The organism is Amycolatopsis sp. WGS_07, from assembly GCF_045278895.1.
Classification (GTDB): domain Bacteria; phylum Actinomycetota; class Actinomycetes; order Mycobacteriales; family Pseudonocardiaceae; genus Amycolatopsis.
Genome location: NZ_CP136053.1, coordinates 9,015,539 through 9,032,233 on the forward strand (window position 1 = coordinate 9,015,539; position 16,695 = coordinate 9,032,233).

The window sequence follows — 16,695 nt, forward strand, 5'->3', positions numbered from 1 at the left end:
CCGGACCGCGGCCGTTTCGCTCACTGGGAGATCCCACCAAGCGGTTGCTCGGGCTTTTTCCCGGACCGGGCTGTGCTTGCATCGCCCGCATGCTGACAACCGACAAGATCACCACCGCCGTCGCGGAGTACGTGCGCAGGCTCGAAGCGGGCGATTCGGCGGAGATCGCCGCGCTGTACGCCGAAGACGCCACCGTCGAGGATCCGGCGGGCAGCGCCGTGCGCAAAGGGCGGGAAGCCATCGCCGCCTTCTACGGCGAACTCGACGGCCTCGCGCTCACCGCCGAACTGCTGACCGTCCGGGCTTCCGGCGACACGGCCGCGTTCCACCTGCGCGTGGTCACCACGACCGACGAGTTCGTCAGCACGATCGAGCCGATCGACGTGATGACGTTCGACGAGCGCGGGCGGATCACCAGCATGCGGGCGATCTGGAGCCCGGCCGACGTCGTGCACCAACGGCGTTCCGGTCAGTGAACGACGCGCGGGTTCGCCGCCCCGGCCCCTGTTAAAACCGGAAGGCACCGCGCCATCCACCCATTCCAGGAGTGCGCAATGACTTCTCTGCAACCGGACCAGGAAATCCGCCTGATCGAAGCGGATTCGGCGCCGGCCCGCTTCGCCCGCGGCTGGCATTGCCTCGGCCTCGTCCGCGACTTCTCCGACGGGAAACCGCACACCGTCCACGCCTTCGGCACGAAACTCGTGGTGTTCCGCGGCGCGAACGGCTCCGTCAACGTCCTCGACTCCTACTGCCGGCACCTCGGCGGCGACCTGTCCCAGGGCGAGGTGAAGGGCGACGAAATCGCCTGCCCGTTCCACGACTGGCGCTGGGGCGGCGACGGCCGATGCAAGAAGATCCCGTACAGCAAGCGCGTTCCGCTGCTCGCGCGGACGCGCGCGTGGAAGACCCTGGAGCAGGACGGGCTGCTGTTCGTCTGGCACGACCCGGAAGGCAAGCAGCCGACCGAGGAGGTCGCCATCCCGCGCATCGAGGGCGCGGAAAGCGACGAATGGACCGACTGGCATTGGTACACGACCGTCGTCAACACCAACTGCCGCGAGATCATCGACAACGTCGTGGACATGGCGCATTTCTTCTACGTGCACGGTTCGCTGCCGACTTACTTCAAGAACGTCTTCGAGGGCCACGTCGCGACCCAGTACATGAACGGCGACGCCCGCGACGACTACCCCGCGCCCGAGGGACAGCCGAAAATGCTCGGCACCACGTCCGTCGCGTCCTACTACGGCCCGTCGTTCATGATCGACGACCTGACCTACCACTACGAGTCCGGCGACAACCACACCGTCCTGCTCAACTGCCACTACCCGATCACGGCGGACTCGTTCGTGCTGCAGTACGGGATCATCGTCAAGAAGTCCGCCTCGCTGCCGGAGGACGCGGCCATGCGGTCGGCGATCGCGCTCGGCGACTACATCAAGGTCGGGTTCGAGCAGGACGTCGAGATCTGGAAGAACAAGGCCCGGATCGACAATCCGCTGCTGTGCGAGGAGGACGGGCCGGTGTACCAGCTCCGCCGCTGGTACGAGCAGTTCTACGTCGACGTCGCCGACATCCGCCCGGAGATGGTCGACCGGTTCGAGTACGAACTCGACCTCACCCGGCCGACGCAGGCGTGGCACGACGAGGTCGCCGCCAACATCGCCCGCCAGGCCAAGACGGCGGAGACCGCGCCGTGAGCGAACCGAGGACCGACAACCGGCTCGCCGACGCACCCATGCAGCCGGTGCGGTGCCACCACTGTGCGGCGCGGCTGCTGGCTCGCAAGAGCACGGTGCATCAGACGAGCCTGCAATGGAACGCCGAGGCCATCGAAGCGTGTGCGGAACTCGGCGCTTCGCCGATGCCCGGACCCGCGCTGGCGGGTTGTTCGCGGCTCAAGGAGTCGCTGGCGGCCGAAGTCGCCGCGGGGACGCTTCGGATCGTGCAACCAGCCTGATCCTCCGCGTGCGCTGTGTCCGGACCGTTCCGGGCACAGCGCATTTTTGTTTCTGCCAGCCGGTTTACAGCCGAGCGCGAGGTGCCTACACTCCAATATGTCAGATTCTGACAGGTAGTCTCAATCTGACATCCGCAGTCTCTGGAGGTGGTGGTGCAATGGCGCACATCGAGGAAGCTCCCGCCGCGATGATCGACCGGGTGGCGTCGCTCCTGGAGTCCTTCGTGGGCGAACGCCCGCTGACCCTGGCCGAACTCGCCCGCCGCTCGCACGTGCCGCGCTCGTCGGCGCACCGGATCCTGCAGCGGCTGGTCGAACTCGGCTGGGTGGAGCGCAAGGAGTTCACCTACACCCTCGGCGTGCGCATGTTCGAACTCGGCTCGCAGTTCACCCGGCGGCGCACGGTTCCCCGCGCGGCGGTGGCGGTGATGGCCGAACTGCACCGGCGCCGCGGACTGACGGTGTACCTCAGCATGCTGGTCGGAGCCGAGATCATGCACCTCGAACGGATCGGCTCGTGGCCGTCCGCGTCCGGGCAATGGGGTGCCGGCGCGCGCCAGCCCGTGCCGCTCACCGCCCCCGGCCGGGCGCTGCTGGCCACCTTGTCCCCGGACCGCTGGCCGGAGCTGCGGTTCGGGCCCGCGCCCACGCCGTACTCCATCCAGTCGCGCAGCCAGCTGGTGCGCGATCTCGACCGGATCCGCGACCGCGGCGGCGTCGCAGTGGATGCGCAGGGCGTCCACCGCGGCGTGACCGTGGTGGCCGCGCCCATCACCACCATGGACGACGACGGGCACTTCGCGCTGTCGGTCTGCGGGCCGACCCGAGCGCTCGATCTGAGTGCCACGATCGCCGAGGTGCGCAACGCTGCCGCGACGGTCTGGAGAATCGCCAACGGCGTCCCCACCCTGCGGCCGCTCCCCCAGCCCTCCGCCGAACTGCAACTGGCCAACGGAGGGCCCGCGTAGGGTCAGGCGGTCTGCCCGCCATCGATCACGAAATCCTGTCCGGTGCAGTAACTGCTGGCGTCGCTGGCCAGGAACGCCACGAGCGCGGCCACTTCGGCGGTCGTGCCGGGACGGCGGATCGGCTGTCCGGCCACCGCGCCGCCGCCCGCCCGGGTCGTTTCGGAGATCATCCGCGTGTCGATCGCGCCCGGGCAGACGCAGTTCACCCGGATGCCGAACGCACCGAGTTCCTTCGCCGCGGATTTGCTCGCGCCGCGCAGGCCCCACTTCGACGCGCTGTACCCGAGTCCGCCCGCGAAGCCCATCACCGCCGCGGTCGAAGCGACGTTGATGATCGAGCCGCCGCGGTCGCGCATCAGCGGCAGCACGGCTTGCATCCCGAGCACCGGCCCGATCAGGTTCACCCCCAAAGTTTGCGCGAGGTGGTCTTCTTCGAAGCTTTCCAGCGGTGCTTTCCGGTAGAACCCGGCATTGTTGACGAGCACGTCGACCCGGCCGAACTCGACGCGGGTGCGTTCCATGGCGGTGGCCCAGTTTTCCTTGCTGCGCACGTCCAAGGCGAGGGCGAGGGTCTTGCTGCCGATCTCCTTGGCGACTGCCGCGACGGCGCTCTCGTCGAGGTCGGCCAGTACGACGCTCGCGCCCAGCCGGGCCGCCGTCCGGGCGTGCTCCGCGCCCTGTCCTTGTGCGGCACCGGTGACGAAGACGATTTTGTCCGACAGGTCCACGAGTTGCTCGGGCACGATCCACTTCCTTCGGTTCGGGGGCGCGTGACGGTACCTTCGCCGGAAGGAAGAACGGGGTGCATGCGTCCGCGCAGCGGACACCTCAGCCTCGGCTCGACGAGAAAAGGCGGACCCTTGAACGATTTCCACGGCAAACCCGGCGTCGCGATCGTGACCGGCGGGACCGGAGGACTGGGCGCCGCGATCTGCCGGACGCTCGCCGAGCGCGGCTCCGAGATCGCCTTCACCTACCGCAGCAATCGCGAAGCCGCGGACCGCCTCGCGGCCGAACTCGGCGGCGCGGTCGCCGACCGACTAGACCTCACCGATCCCGGCCGGAGCAAGGAGTACGTCGACAGCGTGGTCGAGCGGTTCGGCGCGATCCACACCCTGGTCCACGCCGCCGGGCCGCTCGTCCCGCAGCAGCATCTGTCCATAGTGGATCCAACGGACTTCGGCAAGCATCTCGCCGCGGAAGCCGCCGCGTTCTTCAACCTCGTCCATCCGGCGTTGCCCGCGCTGCGCGCCAGCAAGGGGGCGATCGTCGCGGTCACCACGGCGGCGACTCAGCGGTATCCGGTCCGCGACGGCCTTTCCGCCGGCCCCAAGGGCGCGGTCGAGGCGACCGCACGGGCGCTCGCGGCCGAGGAAGGGCGGTTCGGCGTCCGGGTCAACTGCGTCGGGCCCGGGATGCTGACCGACGGGATGGCGGCGGACCTGATGGCGAACGGCGACCTCGACGAACGCGCTCTCGACGCGGCCCGGCGCGCCATCCCGTTGCGCACGTTCGGCAGCGCGCAGGACATCGCGGAGGCGGTGTGTTTCCTGGCGTCGGATCGGGCCGGGTTCATCAGCGGGCAGAAGCTCGACGTGGACGGCGGCTACGGAGTTTGACCCGGGGCCCGGGCACGGCCCAGGCCCCGGTTCGGTCACTTGGCCTTGTTCTTGACTTCCTTGGCTTTCCCCTTGAGCGAGCCCTTGGCGTCCTGTGTCGGCGAATAGGTCCCGTACAGCGCGGGGTCCGGTTTGGGAGCGGTACCGGGGCCGCCGAGCGGCTTCGGATCGGTGACGTACTCGAGGCCTTCCCCGCCGAAGCTCCAGCCTGCCTTGGCCCCGTCCGGGCCGTCCGACAGGTGCCACACCGTGTTGTTGTGGTCCTGGTTCTCCTCGTCGAACAACGCCGTCGGCGCGATGTCGCTCTCCAGGCCGTCCGCCTTCAGTTCCTCGATCGCGGCCAGCCATTGCTTCTGGTGCACCGTGTCGCGCGCCAGGTTGAACTGCAGCATCGCCTTCACGCCAGGATCGTCGGTCATCCGGTACAGCCGCGCGGTCTGCAGCCGCCCCTGCGCCTCGGCCGCCGCGTTCGCCCGGAAATCGGCGAGCAGATTGCCCGAGGCGACGATGTACTTGCCGTTCCACGGCGTGCCGTTCGAATCGGCGGGCAGCGCGCCGCCGCCGGCCACGATCGCCTGCTGCGGGTCCATCCCGCCGAGCACCGCGGCCATCACGGGGTCTTTCACCGCTTCGGCGGTCGCGGTGGCCGGCGCTCCCTCCAGCAGTCGCGCGACCATCGTGGCGAGCATCTCGACATGCCCGATCTCCTCGGTCGCGGTGTCCATGATCAGGTCCTTGTACTTGCCCTCGATGCGGCAGTTCCAGCCCTGGAACAGGTACTGCATCGTCACCGTCATCTCGCCGAACGCGCCGCCGATCAGCTCCTGGAGCTTGTGCGCGTACACCGGGTCCGGCTTCTCGGGCTTCGCCTCGAACTGCAGCAGTTTGGTGTGTCGGAACATCAGCGTCCTTCCGGATCGAGCCGGGCCGGAACACCCGGCGAGTCCGGCAGGAGTGCCCGTTTTCCGCCGTCCTACCCGCCGCCGTCCGGGTTCGTTCTCACGGAGTCCGGCGGGGCAACGGCGCGGTGGCCGGTCCTTCGAGCACGGTGCCGTCGACGTCGAATCGCGAACCGTGGCAAGGGCAATCCCAGCTGCGTTCGGCCGCGTTGAACCGCACGAAACAGCCGAGATGGGTGCAGCGCAGGGAAACCGCGTGCAGCTCGCCTTCGCGGTCGCGGTAGACGCCCTTGCGGCCGCGTCCGTCCGGCAGCACCTTCGCCTGGTCCACGGCGATGTGTTCGGTGCTCTTCGCGTCGGCGTGGGCGAGCCGGTCGCCGACGAAGTCCTTCGCGACCTTCGTGTTCTGCCGCACCAGTTTTTCCGCCGACTTCAGGGAAATCCGTTGCGGGGAAAAGAGATCCCGATGCGGACTGACCGAGCCGGTGATCCCGTCGGCGACCACGGCCGCCGCCGCGGTGCCCATCGCCAGGCCCCATTTGCCGAACCCGGTCTCGACCCACAGCCGCCGCGCGCCCGGGAAGTACGGCCCAGCGATGGGGATGCTGTCGTAAGCCTTCGGATCCTGCGCGGACCACCGATGCGTGACCTCGTCGACGTCGAAGTGGCGGGCCGCGAACTCGCCCAGCTCTGGATAGCCTTGGCCGCCGAGAATCAACCGGTCCTCGTAAGCGGCGAAAGACCACAATGGACTCCCGACGCTGATCGCCAGCTCCCCCGGCGGCTTGCCGGAGCGCAGGGTGGCGGCCACGCAGTACGACCGCTGCACCTCCAACCGGGGGAAGAACAGCCCACGATCGAGGATCGGGTAGTGCGTCGCGACGACCACGGTTCTGGCGTCGAGTGAGCCTTCGTCGGTCGTGACGCGATACGGCGGTGCCGCGCTCACCTGCCGCACGCGGCTGTCCTCCAGGACGCGGCCGCCTTCGGCTTCCAGCGCGTCGGCGAGACCGCGCACATAGTCCGCCGGATGGAGGGCGAGTTGCCCCGGCAGCCGCACCGCTCCATGTACAGGCACCGGGAGGTCGAGCGAGTCCGTCCACTCGACCGGCAGGCCAGCCTGCTGCGCGGCTTCGTGCTCGGCTCGCACGATGGCCACGTCGTCGGCGTCCATCGCGAACGTCGCGGCTGGCCGGCGCTGGAGTCCGCAGTTCATCGGTTCCGCCAGCTCCGCGACCAGTTCCACCCCGGCGAGCGCGGCTTCGGCATAGGCGGTCGCGGTGGCGGTGCCGTGCTCGCGGGCGAGCGTCGAGTACACAGTGGACTGCAACGCGGTGACCTTGGCGGTGTTGTTGCCGCTGGCCCCTTCCGCGACGCGTCCCGCTTCCAGGACGGCTACGTTCATGCCTCGGCGGGCGAGCAACAACGCGGTAGTCAGCCCGGCGATACCGCCGCCGATGACGGCGACCTCGGCGCGTTCCCTGCCGCGCAAGGATGCTCGGCTGGACGCCGCGGCGGTCGCGAGCCACAGGGATTGGTCGGCGGTGGTAGTCATCAGCGGCCCATCGGGGGTACGAGCTGGCGCGGGGTGCGCCGCGCAACGGCAGAAGTCATGACCAGAACCTCCCTGGATCGCACCGGGTCCGGCGCACAGCTAGCCGGGTAACCGATGTCGCGGCGGGCAAACCTCCCCGAGATCCGGTTTCGAGGCGGGCCGGCGCGGGCAACCGCGAGCCATGCGGTTGCGGCGGAGCGAGCTGTCCTCGCCAGGCATCAAGCGGCAACGGCGAGGCCGCGGCTTCCGGTACCTCGCGCCGGACGGCTCCCCCGTGCGCGATCCGGAAACTCTCGAACGCATCCGCGGCCTCGTCGTCCCGCCCGCGTGGCGCCGGGTGTGGATCTGCCCGCATCCGACCGGCCACATCCAGGCCGTCGGCGTCGACGACGCGGGCCGCCGCCAGTACCTGTACCACCCCGAATGGCGGCGGGCCCGGGACGAGGAGAAGCACGACCGGGTGCTCGCGCTGGCCGCCGAACTGCCGGACGTCCGCGCGGCCATCCAGCACGACCTGCGCCGACGACCCCTCGACCGCCGTCGGGTCTCGGCCGCCGCGCTGCGGATGATCGACCGGGGCGTGTTCCGCAGCGGCGGCGAGGAGTACGTCGAAGCCAACGGCTCCCACGGTGCCACCACGCTGCTGCGGGAGCACGTGAAAATCAGCGGCGACGAACTGGACTTCCGCTACCCCGCCAAGAGCGGGCTGGTCCGAGAACTGAGCCTGCGCGACCCCGACCTCGCCGCGGTCCTCAAGACGCTCCGGCGCTGCCGCACCGGCACCTCCCGCATCCTCGTCTACCGCACCAACGACGGCTGGCACGAACTGCGTGCCCCGGAGGTGAACGAGCGGTTCAAGGAACTCGCCGGCGAGGAGTTCACCGTGAAAGACCTGCGCACCTGGCACGCGACGGTGCTCGCCGCGGTCTCCCTCGCTGCCCAGGAGGTGCCGACCTCGCAACGCGGGCGCGCGCGAGCAGCGACGGCTGCGATGAAGGAGGTCGCGGAAGAACTCGGCAACACGCCCGCGGTCGCCCGCCGCTCGTATGTCGACCCGCGCGTGCTGCGGGAGTTCGATCGCCGCACGACGATCCACCGCGCGGTACGCAAGGCGGACGGGCTCGCGGACGAGGAGCTGCGCGAACGGATCGAGCAGGCGGTGATCCGGCTGCTGCGGCGGGCCTCGGCGTGATGATTCGCCTCTTAAATCATACGCACCACTAATGGTATGTTCCGCTCATGACTCTTGCCGGAAAGACCCTGCTGATGTCCGGTGGCAGCCGCGGCATCGGCCTGGCCATCGCGATCCGCGCCGCTCGGGACGGGGCCAACGTGGTCCTGCTCGCGAAGACCGCCGAACCGCATCCGAAGCTCGAAGGCACCGTCTACACCGCCGCGAAGGAGATCGAAACCGCTGGTGGCCAGGCGTTGCCGATCGTTGGCGACGTCCGGTCCGAGGACGACGTCCTCACCGCGGCCGAGGCCGCGGTGAAGCAGTTCGGCGGCATCGACGTCGTCGTGAACAACGCCAGCGCGCTCGACCGGTCCGGCACCGAGGACCTCTCGATGAAGCGCTACGACCTCATGCAGGACATCAACACCCGGGGCACGTTCCTGCTCAGCAAAGCGGCGATCCCGCACCTGCGGAAGGCCGCGAACCCGCACATCCTCACCCTGTCGCCGCCGCTGAACCTCTCCCCCGCGTGGATCGGCGCGCACCTGGGCTACACGCTCTCCAAATACGGCATGAGCCTCTGCACGGTCGGCCTCGCCGAGGAGCTGAAAGCGGACGGGATCGCGGCGAATTCGCTGTGGCCGCGCACCCTGATCGACACCGCGGCGGTACGCAACATCATCGGCGGCGCCAGCCAAGCGCGCACCCCGGCGATCGTCGCCGACGCCGCGCACGCGATCCTCGCCCGGCCGTCACGCGAGTGCACCGGGAACCTCTTCATCGACGACGAGGTGCTCGCCGCCGAGGGCGTCACGGACCTGTCCGGCTATCAGCGCGGCGACGGCGAACTGGCGCTGGACATCTTCGTGGACCCGGCCTGATCCCGCATCCGGTCGAACTCCCCCGGCAGCGTCTCGCCCTCGTTCATCCTGGCCAGCAGCTTGTGCAGGGAATCGCGGGAGCGCTGCGGAAGGTCGCTGAGCACGTGCCGGTCGAGGTCGGCCAGCAGCGTGTTCGCCTTGCGCAGCGTCTCCCGGCCCGCCTTGCTCAGGTCGACGACGTAGCGCCGCCGGTCCTCCGGGTCCCGGGCGCGCGCGGCGAACCCGAGCGTTTCGAGGTCGTCCAGGCTGCTGACCATGGTCGCCGGGTCGATCCGCAGGTACGCGCCGAGCGACAGCTGCGACATCGGCCCGTTGTCGGCCAGTGCCTGCAGGACGCTGTAGTGCCGCACCCGCAGGCCCACCTCGTGCAGCCGGTCCTCGGCGAGCCGGAACGCGACCTGGCCGAGTTTGACCAGGAGACAGCTCGTGTGCTCGCCGATCCCGCCCGGCACCAGCGGACCTGACATCGTTTCCCCTGCCTATCGTTAGCGGGCCGTACGAATGCCGATGATACGGCTACGCCCGCAGCCGCAGGCTGTCGTCCATCGCGGCGAACGCGCGCCGCACGTGGCCGGGAAGTTCGCCCGGCGCGCAGTCGGGCAGCCATTCGTCCAGCGCGCACCGCCAAGCCGCCACGCAGAACTCGACGAGCAGCCGCAGTTCGAGACTGGGCTCGCCGAGCCGGCGCACGACTTCCGCCTCGGTTTCCGAGCAGTGCAACAGGGTGTGGCCGTTCAGCGACGGCGATTCGTCGATCAGCCTGAGCGTGGCGGGGAATCGCTGGTACCAGTTCTCGTCCATGCGGTCGAGGGTCGCGAGCATCGCGTCGCGGAAGACGTCGGCGAGCGGTCCGGACTTCTCGGTCTCGTCCAGGACGTCGAGGTAGGCGCTCCAGAGTTCCTTGACGGCGGCGAGCGCGACGTCCTCTTTGGACCGGAAGTTGCGGAAGAACGTCCGCCGCGACACCTCGACCTCTTCCAGCAGCGCGTCCAGCGGCGTGGCGTCGAACCCGCGTTCGCCGAAGATCGAGATCGCGGTTTCCACCAGCGCCTGGCGGGTGCGCAGCTTCTTGCGCTCGCGCAGCGTGGGTCCGGAAGCAGTCATCGCCCGCAGTTTAGCCAACTCGCGCCCAGCGCGCATATGCTATACAGGAGCAAATGCCACACTGTGGCACATTGCTTCGAAGGAGCCCCGACCTGTGCGTGCCCTAGTTGTCGACCACACCGCACCCGCCCACCTCTCAACGGGCGAGGTCGCCGACCCAGTCCCCGCCCCCGGCGAAGCCCTGATCCGCGTCGCCGCCGCTTCGCTCAACTTCGGCGAGGTCAAGGACGCCGCCGACCCAGCCACCCCCAACGGCACCGTGCCCGGCTGGGACGCAGCGGGCGTCGTGGCCCAAGCAGCGGCCGACGGTTCAGGCCCCGCCGCCGGAACCCCCGTAGTCACGCTCGGCACGGCAGGCTGGGCAGAGCTGCGCGCAGTACCGACCACCTTGATCGGCACCGTCCCAGCCGGCACCGACCTGGGCGCAGTCAGCACAATCCCGGTCGCCGCCCTGAGCGCTTTGCACGTCCTGCGCCGAATGGGCCAACTGCTAGGCCGCCGAGTCCTGATCACCGGCGCCTCCGGCGGCGTAGGCCGCTACGGCGTACAACTCGCCGCACGCGCCGGCGCAGAAGTAGTCGCGATCAGCAGCAATCCCGCACAGGAACCAAACCTGCGCGCACTAGGCGCACACGAGGTCCACACCTCAGCGGACGAGGTCGACCGCCCAGTATTCGGAGCACTGGACAACGTAGGCGGCCCACACCTAGCCGCCGCCTTCGCCGCGCTAGAGGCAGGCGGCACCCTAATCAACGTAGGCCGTTCCGCGGAGACAGACACCGTCCTCCCACCAGACGCCCTACTAGGCACCGAAGGACGCCACGACCGCTCGATCCGCACGTTCTTCCTCCTGGCCGACCCCTTCACCGACTTCTCCGCCGACCTAACCTGGCTCGCCGCCGAAGTATCCGCCGGCCGCCTAGACCCCGGCATCACCTGGCGCGCCCCCTGGACCCACTACGCCGAGGCGGTCCAGTTGCTGGTGGACCGCCGGCTGCACGGCAAAGCAGTCCTAGAAATCAGCTAAGCGCACCGGCCACCCACCCCCTCACCCAGCCACGGCTCACCCAGCCACAACCGCGGGATCGCGTCGGCGTCTGACCGAGCGGGGTGCCCGGCCCCTTGGGCCCAGCACCCCGCTCGGTCAGACGCCGACTAAAGGCGATCCCGCGCGCGACGGCGGAGCCGGCGCCAAAAACACAGTTTGCCGCGCAGACCTCACCAACCCAGCCCCAGCAAACCCAGCCACCTCAAACCCAGCCCCAGCAAACCCAGCCACCTCCAACCCAGCCACTACAACCCCCAGCCCCGCCAAACCCCGCCACTACAAACCCGCCCCCGCCAACCCCAACCACCACAAACCCACCCCCGGCCAAACCCAGCCCCGTCACCCCCACCCCCGTCATCCCCAGCCGCGTCACCCCCAACCCCACCACCCCCCGCTGTTAACCTGGCCTGACCCCACAACGAGACACCACGGAAGCCAGTTGAACCAGACCGGAGCACAGCCGCCAGCCGGAACCCAGGCCATTCGCCGCGCGCTCGGCATCCTGCGGCTCCTCATGGTCGAGGACGGCGAACTGCCGCTGTCCGCGATCGCCCGCAAGCTGGACCTCACGCCGGGCACGACGCACCGGGTCGTGCGCGCGCTGAGCGTCGACGGTCTTGTCGCGCACAATCCCCGCACCGACAGCTACCACCTCGGTCCCGGCGCGATCCTGCTCGGCCAGGCGGCGCAGCGCGTACATGGCCTTCAGCTCGCGCTGCCGGTCATCCAGCGGATCAACGCCGACACCGGCGAATCGGTCAACATCACGATCCGCGAGGGTGCCGAGTCCGTGGTGCTGCTGCGCGCGCAGTCGACGCTCCCGTTGCGGTTCGAGCAGCATCCCGGCGCGCGTTTTCCGTTGTACGCCACAGCTTCCGGCAAGGCCATGCTCGCCAATTCCCTCGACGCGGAGTCGTATCTGGCGAGCCTGCCCGAGCAGCTGCCCGCGCTGACCGCGCACACCCTCGCCACCCGGGACGACCTCGCCCTGGAGCTGGCGGAGACGCGCGATCGCGGGTACAGCATCGACAACGAGGAGAACGTCGCCGGAGTGCGGTGCGTCGGCGCGGGGGTCTTGGACGAGCGCGGCCTGGCCCGGGCGGCAGTGGTCATCCAGGTGCCGACAGTGCGGCTGCCCGAGGACCGGGTGCCCGAGCTGGGCGCCCTCGCGATCGACGCGGCGAAGGAGATCGCGCCCTTCCTCCCGCCGGATCGGCTCACTCGGTACTGACTCCCAGCGCTTGGGCGGTCAGCGACGCGATGTGGGTCGGGCGATGGCCGGACAGCTGACGGATCTGGGTCCGGCAGCTGAAGCCGTCGGCGTGCACCACGGTGCCTTCCGGTGCCGCGCGCAGGGCGGGCAGCAGCTGGTGTTCGGCGACCGCGACGGAGACGTCGTAATGCCCCCGCTGGAAGCCGAAGTTCCCGGCCAGGCCGCAGCAGCCTTCGCGCAGGACGTCCGAGTGCTCGGACAGCTTGCTCAGCAGTTGCGAGTCGGCGTCGTAGCCGAGGTCTGCGTGCTGGTGGCAGTGCACCTGAGTGAGCACGGGGGACTCGGACTTCTTCAGCGCCGGAAGGTCGCTGTCGCCGACGTGTTCCGCGAAGGTCCGGACGCTGCGCTTCAGCAACGCGGTCCGCGGATCGTCGGGAAGCAGTTCAGCGCCATCCTCCCGGAGGGTCGCGGTGCAGCTGGGTTCCAAGCCGATGACCGGAATGCCCTGCTGAAGCCATGGGTCGAGCGCGTCGAGCGAACGGCGCAAAACCCGGCGCGCGGCGGGCAGCTGGCCGGTGCTGTGCCAGGTCAGTCCACAACAGACAGTGCGGTCCGGGATGACCACCTCGTGGCCGAGCGCTTCCAGCACCGCGACCGCGTCCCGGCCGACCTGCGGGTCGAAGAAGTTCATGAAGGTGTCCGGCCACAGCACGACTTTCGACGCCGAGGCCGCCCGTTCCCGGCGGCGGAACCACGAAGTGAAAGTGGGCGAAGCCAGCTGAGGCAGTTCTCGTTCGGCCGCGATTCCGCCGAGGCGGTTCAGAGCCGGGCGAAGCGGACCTGACGCCACCGCGTTGATCGCGCGCGCGAACGGGGCGCCCAGCCGGAGCCATCGGGGCAGCGCGCCCATCGTGTAGTGGGACATCGGGCGGAGGCGGCGTTCGTAGTGGCGGCTGAGGAATTCGGTCCGGTAGGAGGCCATGTCGACGCCGACCGGGCAGTCGGATTTGCAGGCCTTGCAGCCTAGGCAGAGGTCGAGCGCGTCGCGGACCTCGGGTGAGCGCCAGCCGTCCTCGATGACGTCGCCGGCGAGCATTTCGAACAGCAGCCGCGCCCGGCCGCGGGTCGAGTGTTCCTCCTTGCCGGTGGCGCGGTAGCTCGGGCACATCATCCCGCCGGACGCGGACACGCATTTGCCGACGCCCACGCATCGGCGCGACGCTGCCGCCAGGTCGCCGTCGTCGGCGTGCAGGGCGAGCCGGGCGCGCGTCGGCAGGACCGGCGGCGCGATGACCGTGCGCAGGTCGGCGTCGAGCGGCGCGGGATCGACTACCCGGCCTGGGTTCATGGCGTTCGCGGGGTCGAAGGCGGCCTTGAAATCGGCGAACGCCCGCATCAGCCGCGGCGAGAACATCAGCGGCAGCAATTCGGCGCGGGCCTGTCCGTCGCCGTGTTCGCCGGAGAGCGAACCGCCGTGGGACACCACGAGTTCCGCCGCCTCGATCATGAACGACCGATACGCCTCCTTCGCTTCCGGCGCGGCCATCGGGAAGTCGATCCGCACGTGCAGGCAGCCGTCGCCGAAGTGGCCGTAGACGACGCCCTTGCGGCCGTGTTTGTCCAGCAGCAGGTCGAATTCGCGCAGGTACGCGCCGAGCCGGTCCGGCGGGACCGCGGAGTCTTCCCAACCGGACCACGCCTCGGATCCGTCGGCCAGCCGGGTCGCGAGGCCGGCGCCTTCTTCCCGGATGCGCCAGAGTTTCCGTTGCGCCACCGGATCTTGCACTACCAGCGAAGAAGCGCCGACCTGCTCAGCGCGATCAGCGACCCGTTGCGCGGCAGCAAACGCTTGCGCCGCGTCGTCTCCCCCGGTTTCGAGGTACAGCCACGCCGTCCCCTCCGGCAAGGTGCTGCGGTCGCCGGGCTTCCGGGCATCGAGGGCCGCGACCAAACCGGCCTCGATGCCTTCCATGGTCAGCACGGGAAGGTCGAGCAGCGCCGGAACCGCGTCCGCGGCGGCCACGCTGTTCTCGAAGCCCAGCACGGCGAGGGCGCGCGTCGCCGGGATCGGAGCCAGGTCGACCACCGCGCTCAGCATCGTCACGCAGGTTCCTTCGGAGCCGACCAGCGCCTTCGCGACGTCGAAACCGTTCTCCGGCAACAGGTATTCGAGGTTGTACCCGGAGACCCGCCGCGGCAGTTTCGGGTAGCCGAGCCGGATGTCGGCCAGATATTCGTCCCTGACCGCTCGCAGGCGGCGGTACAACTCGCCGACGGAATCGTCCCGGGCGCAGAACTCGTCCAGGTCGGCCGGGGAGGTCGGGCCGACTTCGAGCCGGGTCCCGTCGGAGAGGGCGATTTCCAGCGCGCGGACGTTGTCGACCGTCTTCCCCCACGCCACCGAATGCGAGCCGCAGGCGTTGTTGCCGATCATGCCGCCGATCGTGCAGCGGCTGTGCGTCGACGGGTCCGGGCCGAAGGTGAGCCCGTGCCCGGCGGCCCGTTCGCGCAGCCGGTCGAGCACCAGCCCGGGTTCGACGCGCGCGGTGCGCCCGGCGGCGTCGAGGTCGAGCACGCGGTTGAGGTGCCGGGTGAAATCCAGGATCACCGCCCGGTTCGCGGCCTGCCCGCCGATGCTCGTCGCCGCGCCGCGCGGGAGGACCGGCGCGCCGTGCTCCGCGCACACCTTCAGCGCCGCGACCACGTCTTCCGCACTGCGCGGCCGCACGACGAGCAGCGGGATGTGCCGGTAGTTCGAGGCGTCGGTGGAGTGCGTGGCGAGCGTGGCCGGGTCGCCGGCGACTTCGCCGGACACCGCCCGCTCGAGTGCTTGCTGCAGTGCCGAATGCGAACGGGCTCGGGCCGGCATGGGCGTCTCCTGGGAAATCGGGGGTTCACAGCGCCTCGGTCCTCGGGCTACCGTGAAGGCTCGCCACATAGTGGATATAGCTTCCACATGTTGTCAACTTCGACGTGAGGAGTGGTCTTCTTGACCGACATGCCCCGCAACGAAAGCGTGTTCACCTGGGCCGCGCCCCCGCTGAAGTTCGGTGCCGGCGCGCTCGACGAGCTGGGCGCGGAGGTGGCCGCCCGGCAGGCCAAGTCGTGCCTGATCCTCACCGACCCCGGCGTCCGCGCCACCGGCATCCCGGACCGCGCGCTCGACTCGATCCGCGCTGCCGGGGTGAAGAGCGAGATCTTCGACGGCGTCGGCGTCGAACCGACCGACGCCAGCATCGACGAGGCCGTCGCCTACGCCCGCCAGCAGGAATGGGACTGTTTCGTCGCGATCGGCGGCGGCTCGGCGATCGACACCGCGAAGGCCGTCAACCTGCTCACCACGCACCCCGGCGAACTGCTCGACTTCGTGACCCCGCCGATCGGCGCGGGCAAGGCACCCTGGCTGCCGCTGAAGCCGCTGATCGCCGTGCCGACCACCGCGGGCACCGGCTCCGAATCGACCACGATCTGCGTAGTCGACCTGCTCGGCCTGCACCTCAAGGCCGGGGTGAGCCACCCGTCGCTGCGCCCGTCGCTGGCGGTCGTCGACCCGCGCACCACCATCAGCCTGCCCTCGGCGGTCACCGCCGCCAGCGGCATGGACGTGCTCTCGCACGCGCTGGAGAGCTACACCAGCGTGGCGTTCGACGCGAAGCCCGCGCCGGAAGAGCCGATGAAGCGACCGGCGTTCTGCGGCTCCAACCCGATCAGCGACGTGTGGTGCGAGATGGCATTGACGTTGGTGGGCAAGCATTTGCGCGCCGCTGTCCTCAATGGACGCGACCTGACCGCGCGCACCCAGATGGCGCTCGCGTCCACCTACGCCGGAACCGGTTTCGGCAACGCGGGCACCCACCTGCCGCACGCCAACGCCTATCCCGTCGCCGGTGCGGTGAAGCAGTACCGCGCCGAGGGCTACCCCGAGATGCCGATGGTCCCGCATGGCCAGGCCGTTTCGTCGACCGCCGCCGAGGTGTTCCGCTGGACCTATCCCGCGTCGCCGGAACGGCATCTGCACGCCGCGCACCTGCTGTCCGGCGGGCAGACCTTCACCGCCACGGACGGCGCCGACGCGCTCCCGCACGTGCTCACCGAGCTGATGGCCGACATCCAGATGCCGAAGGGCCTGCACGCGTTCGGCTACGGCGAGGAGGACATCGACACCCTCGTCGACGGCACGCTGAAGCAGACCCGGCAGCTGGCCGTCGTGCCCCGTCCGGTCACCCGGGCCGCGCTCGAAGACATTTTCCGCCGTTCGCTCTGACCACCGG

General features: G+C 69.7%; 16 protein-coding genes. 10 read left to right on the forward strand and 6 right to left on the reverse strand.

The features are described 5' to 3' along the window. Positions 1-89: 89 nt before the first annotated feature. The 4 genes from RPX00_RS42325 (at position 90) to RPX00_RS42340 (ending at position 2,931) form a co-directional block, all read left to right on the forward strand. Positions 90-476: a nuclear transport factor 2 family protein gene (locus tag RPX00_RS42325; RefSeq protein WP_406634225.1), complete on the forward strand. Its 387-nt coding sequence runs from the start codon at positions 90-92 to the stop codon at positions 474-476. Positions 477-554: 78 nt separating this feature from the next. Beyond that, positions 555-1,703 (forward strand): Rieske 2Fe-2S domain-containing protein, encoded by a 1,149-nt coding sequence (locus RPX00_RS42330; RefSeq protein ID WP_406634227.1) that lies wholly within the window; start codon positions 555-557, stop codon positions 1,701-1,703. Next, positions 1,700-1,963, forward strand: a complete 264-nt coding sequence (locus tag RPX00_RS42335; protein WP_406634229.1) for a ferredoxin — start codon at positions 1,700-1,702, stop codon at positions 1,961-1,963. The genes RPX00_RS42330 and RPX00_RS42335 overlap by 4 nt, the downstream gene beginning before the upstream one ends. 158 nt (positions 1,964-2,121) lie before the next feature. Beyond that, positions 2,122-2,931, forward strand: a complete 810-nt coding sequence (locus RPX00_RS42340) for an IclR family transcriptional regulator (protein WP_406634231.1) — start codon at positions 2,122-2,124, stop codon at positions 2,929-2,931. 2 nt (positions 2,932-2,933) lie between these two features. Here the strand turns inward: RPX00_RS42340 and RPX00_RS42345 are convergent, their stop codons facing one another. Further along, positions 2,934-3,674, reverse strand: a complete 741-nt coding sequence (locus tag RPX00_RS42345; RefSeq protein ID WP_406634233.1) for an SDR family NAD(P)-dependent oxidoreductase — start codon at positions 3,672-3,674, stop codon at positions 2,934-2,936. Between the two features lie 117 nt (positions 3,675-3,791). Between RPX00_RS42345 and RPX00_RS42350 the strand changes: the two genes are divergently transcribed. After that, entirely contained in the window at positions 3,792-4,550 is a 759-nt protein-coding gene (locus RPX00_RS42350; protein ID WP_406634235.1) for an SDR family NAD(P)-dependent oxidoreductase, read from the forward strand. 35 nt (positions 4,551-4,585) lie between these two features. Here the strand turns inward: RPX00_RS42350 and RPX00_RS42355 are convergent, their stop codons facing one another. Then, entirely contained in the window at positions 4,586-5,452 is an 867-nt protein-coding gene (locus RPX00_RS42355; protein WP_406634237.1) for a manganese catalase family protein, read from the reverse strand. A 97-nt stretch (positions 5,453-5,549) separates the two neighbouring features. Next, a complete protein-coding gene (locus tag RPX00_RS42360) occupies positions 5,550-7,004 on the reverse strand; it encodes an FAD-dependent oxidoreductase (protein ID WP_406634238.1) in 1,455 nt (484 codons plus the stop codon). A 181-nt stretch (positions 7,005-7,185) separates the two neighbouring features. Here RPX00_RS42360 and RPX00_RS42365 point away from each other — a divergent pair, with 181 nt between their 5' ends. Both RPX00_RS42365 and RPX00_RS42370 read left to right on the forward strand, forming a co-directional pair. Continuing rightward, positions 7,186-8,196, forward strand: a complete 1,011-nt coding sequence (locus tag RPX00_RS42365) for a DNA topoisomerase IB (protein ID WP_406634240.1) — start codon at positions 7,186-7,188, stop codon at positions 8,194-8,196. A gap of 47 nt (positions 8,197-8,243) precedes the next feature. Then, positions 8,244-9,059, forward strand: a complete 816-nt coding sequence (locus tag RPX00_RS42370; protein ID WP_406634242.1) for an SDR family oxidoreductase — start codon at positions 8,244-8,246, stop codon at positions 9,057-9,059. On the opposite strand, the gene RPX00_RS42375 is transcribed toward RPX00_RS42370, so the two are convergent. Both RPX00_RS42375 and RPX00_RS42380 read right to left on the reverse strand, forming a co-directional pair. After that, positions 9,008-9,526 (reverse strand): MarR family winged helix-turn-helix transcriptional regulator, encoded by a 519-nt coding sequence (locus RPX00_RS42375; RefSeq protein ID WP_406634244.1) that lies wholly within the window; start codon positions 9,524-9,526, stop codon positions 9,008-9,010. The two genes, RPX00_RS42370 and RPX00_RS42375, sit on opposite strands and share 52 nt — an antisense overlap. A gap of 49 nt (positions 9,527-9,575) precedes the next feature. Continuing rightward, a complete protein-coding gene (locus tag RPX00_RS42380; RefSeq protein WP_406634246.1) occupies positions 9,576-10,163 on the reverse strand; it encodes a TetR family transcriptional regulator in 588 nt (195 codons plus the stop codon). Between the two features lie 94 nt (positions 10,164-10,257). Between RPX00_RS42380 and RPX00_RS42385 the strand changes: the two genes are divergently transcribed. Continuing rightward, positions 10,258-11,190 (forward strand): zinc-binding dehydrogenase, encoded by a 933-nt coding sequence (locus RPX00_RS42385; RefSeq protein ID WP_406634247.1) that lies wholly within the window; start codon positions 10,258-10,260, stop codon positions 11,188-11,190. A gap of 460 nt (positions 11,191-11,650) precedes the next feature. Further along, positions 11,651-12,442, forward strand: coding sequence for an IclR family transcriptional regulator (locus RPX00_RS42390; protein WP_406634248.1), 792 nt, complete (start codon positions 11,651-11,653; stop codon positions 12,440-12,442). Here the strand turns inward: RPX00_RS42390 and RPX00_RS42395 are convergent. Beyond that, on the reverse strand, positions 12,429-15,293 hold the full coding sequence (locus RPX00_RS42395; protein ID WP_406634250.1) for an FAD-binding and (Fe-S)-binding domain-containing protein: 2,865 nt from the start codon (positions 15,291-15,293) through the stop codon (positions 12,429-12,431). The genes RPX00_RS42390 and RPX00_RS42395 overlap by 14 nt on opposite strands. A gap of 129 nt (positions 15,294-15,422) precedes the next feature. On the opposite strand from RPX00_RS42395, the gene RPX00_RS42400 reads away from it, so the two are divergent. Further along, the gene (locus RPX00_RS42400) at positions 15,423-16,688 is read left to right on the forward strand and encodes a hydroxyacid-oxoacid transhydrogenase (protein WP_406643277.1); all 1,266 of its coding nucleotides are present in this window, start codon (positions 15,423-15,425) and stop codon (positions 16,686-16,688) included. Positions 16,689-16,695 lie beyond the last annotated feature (7 nt).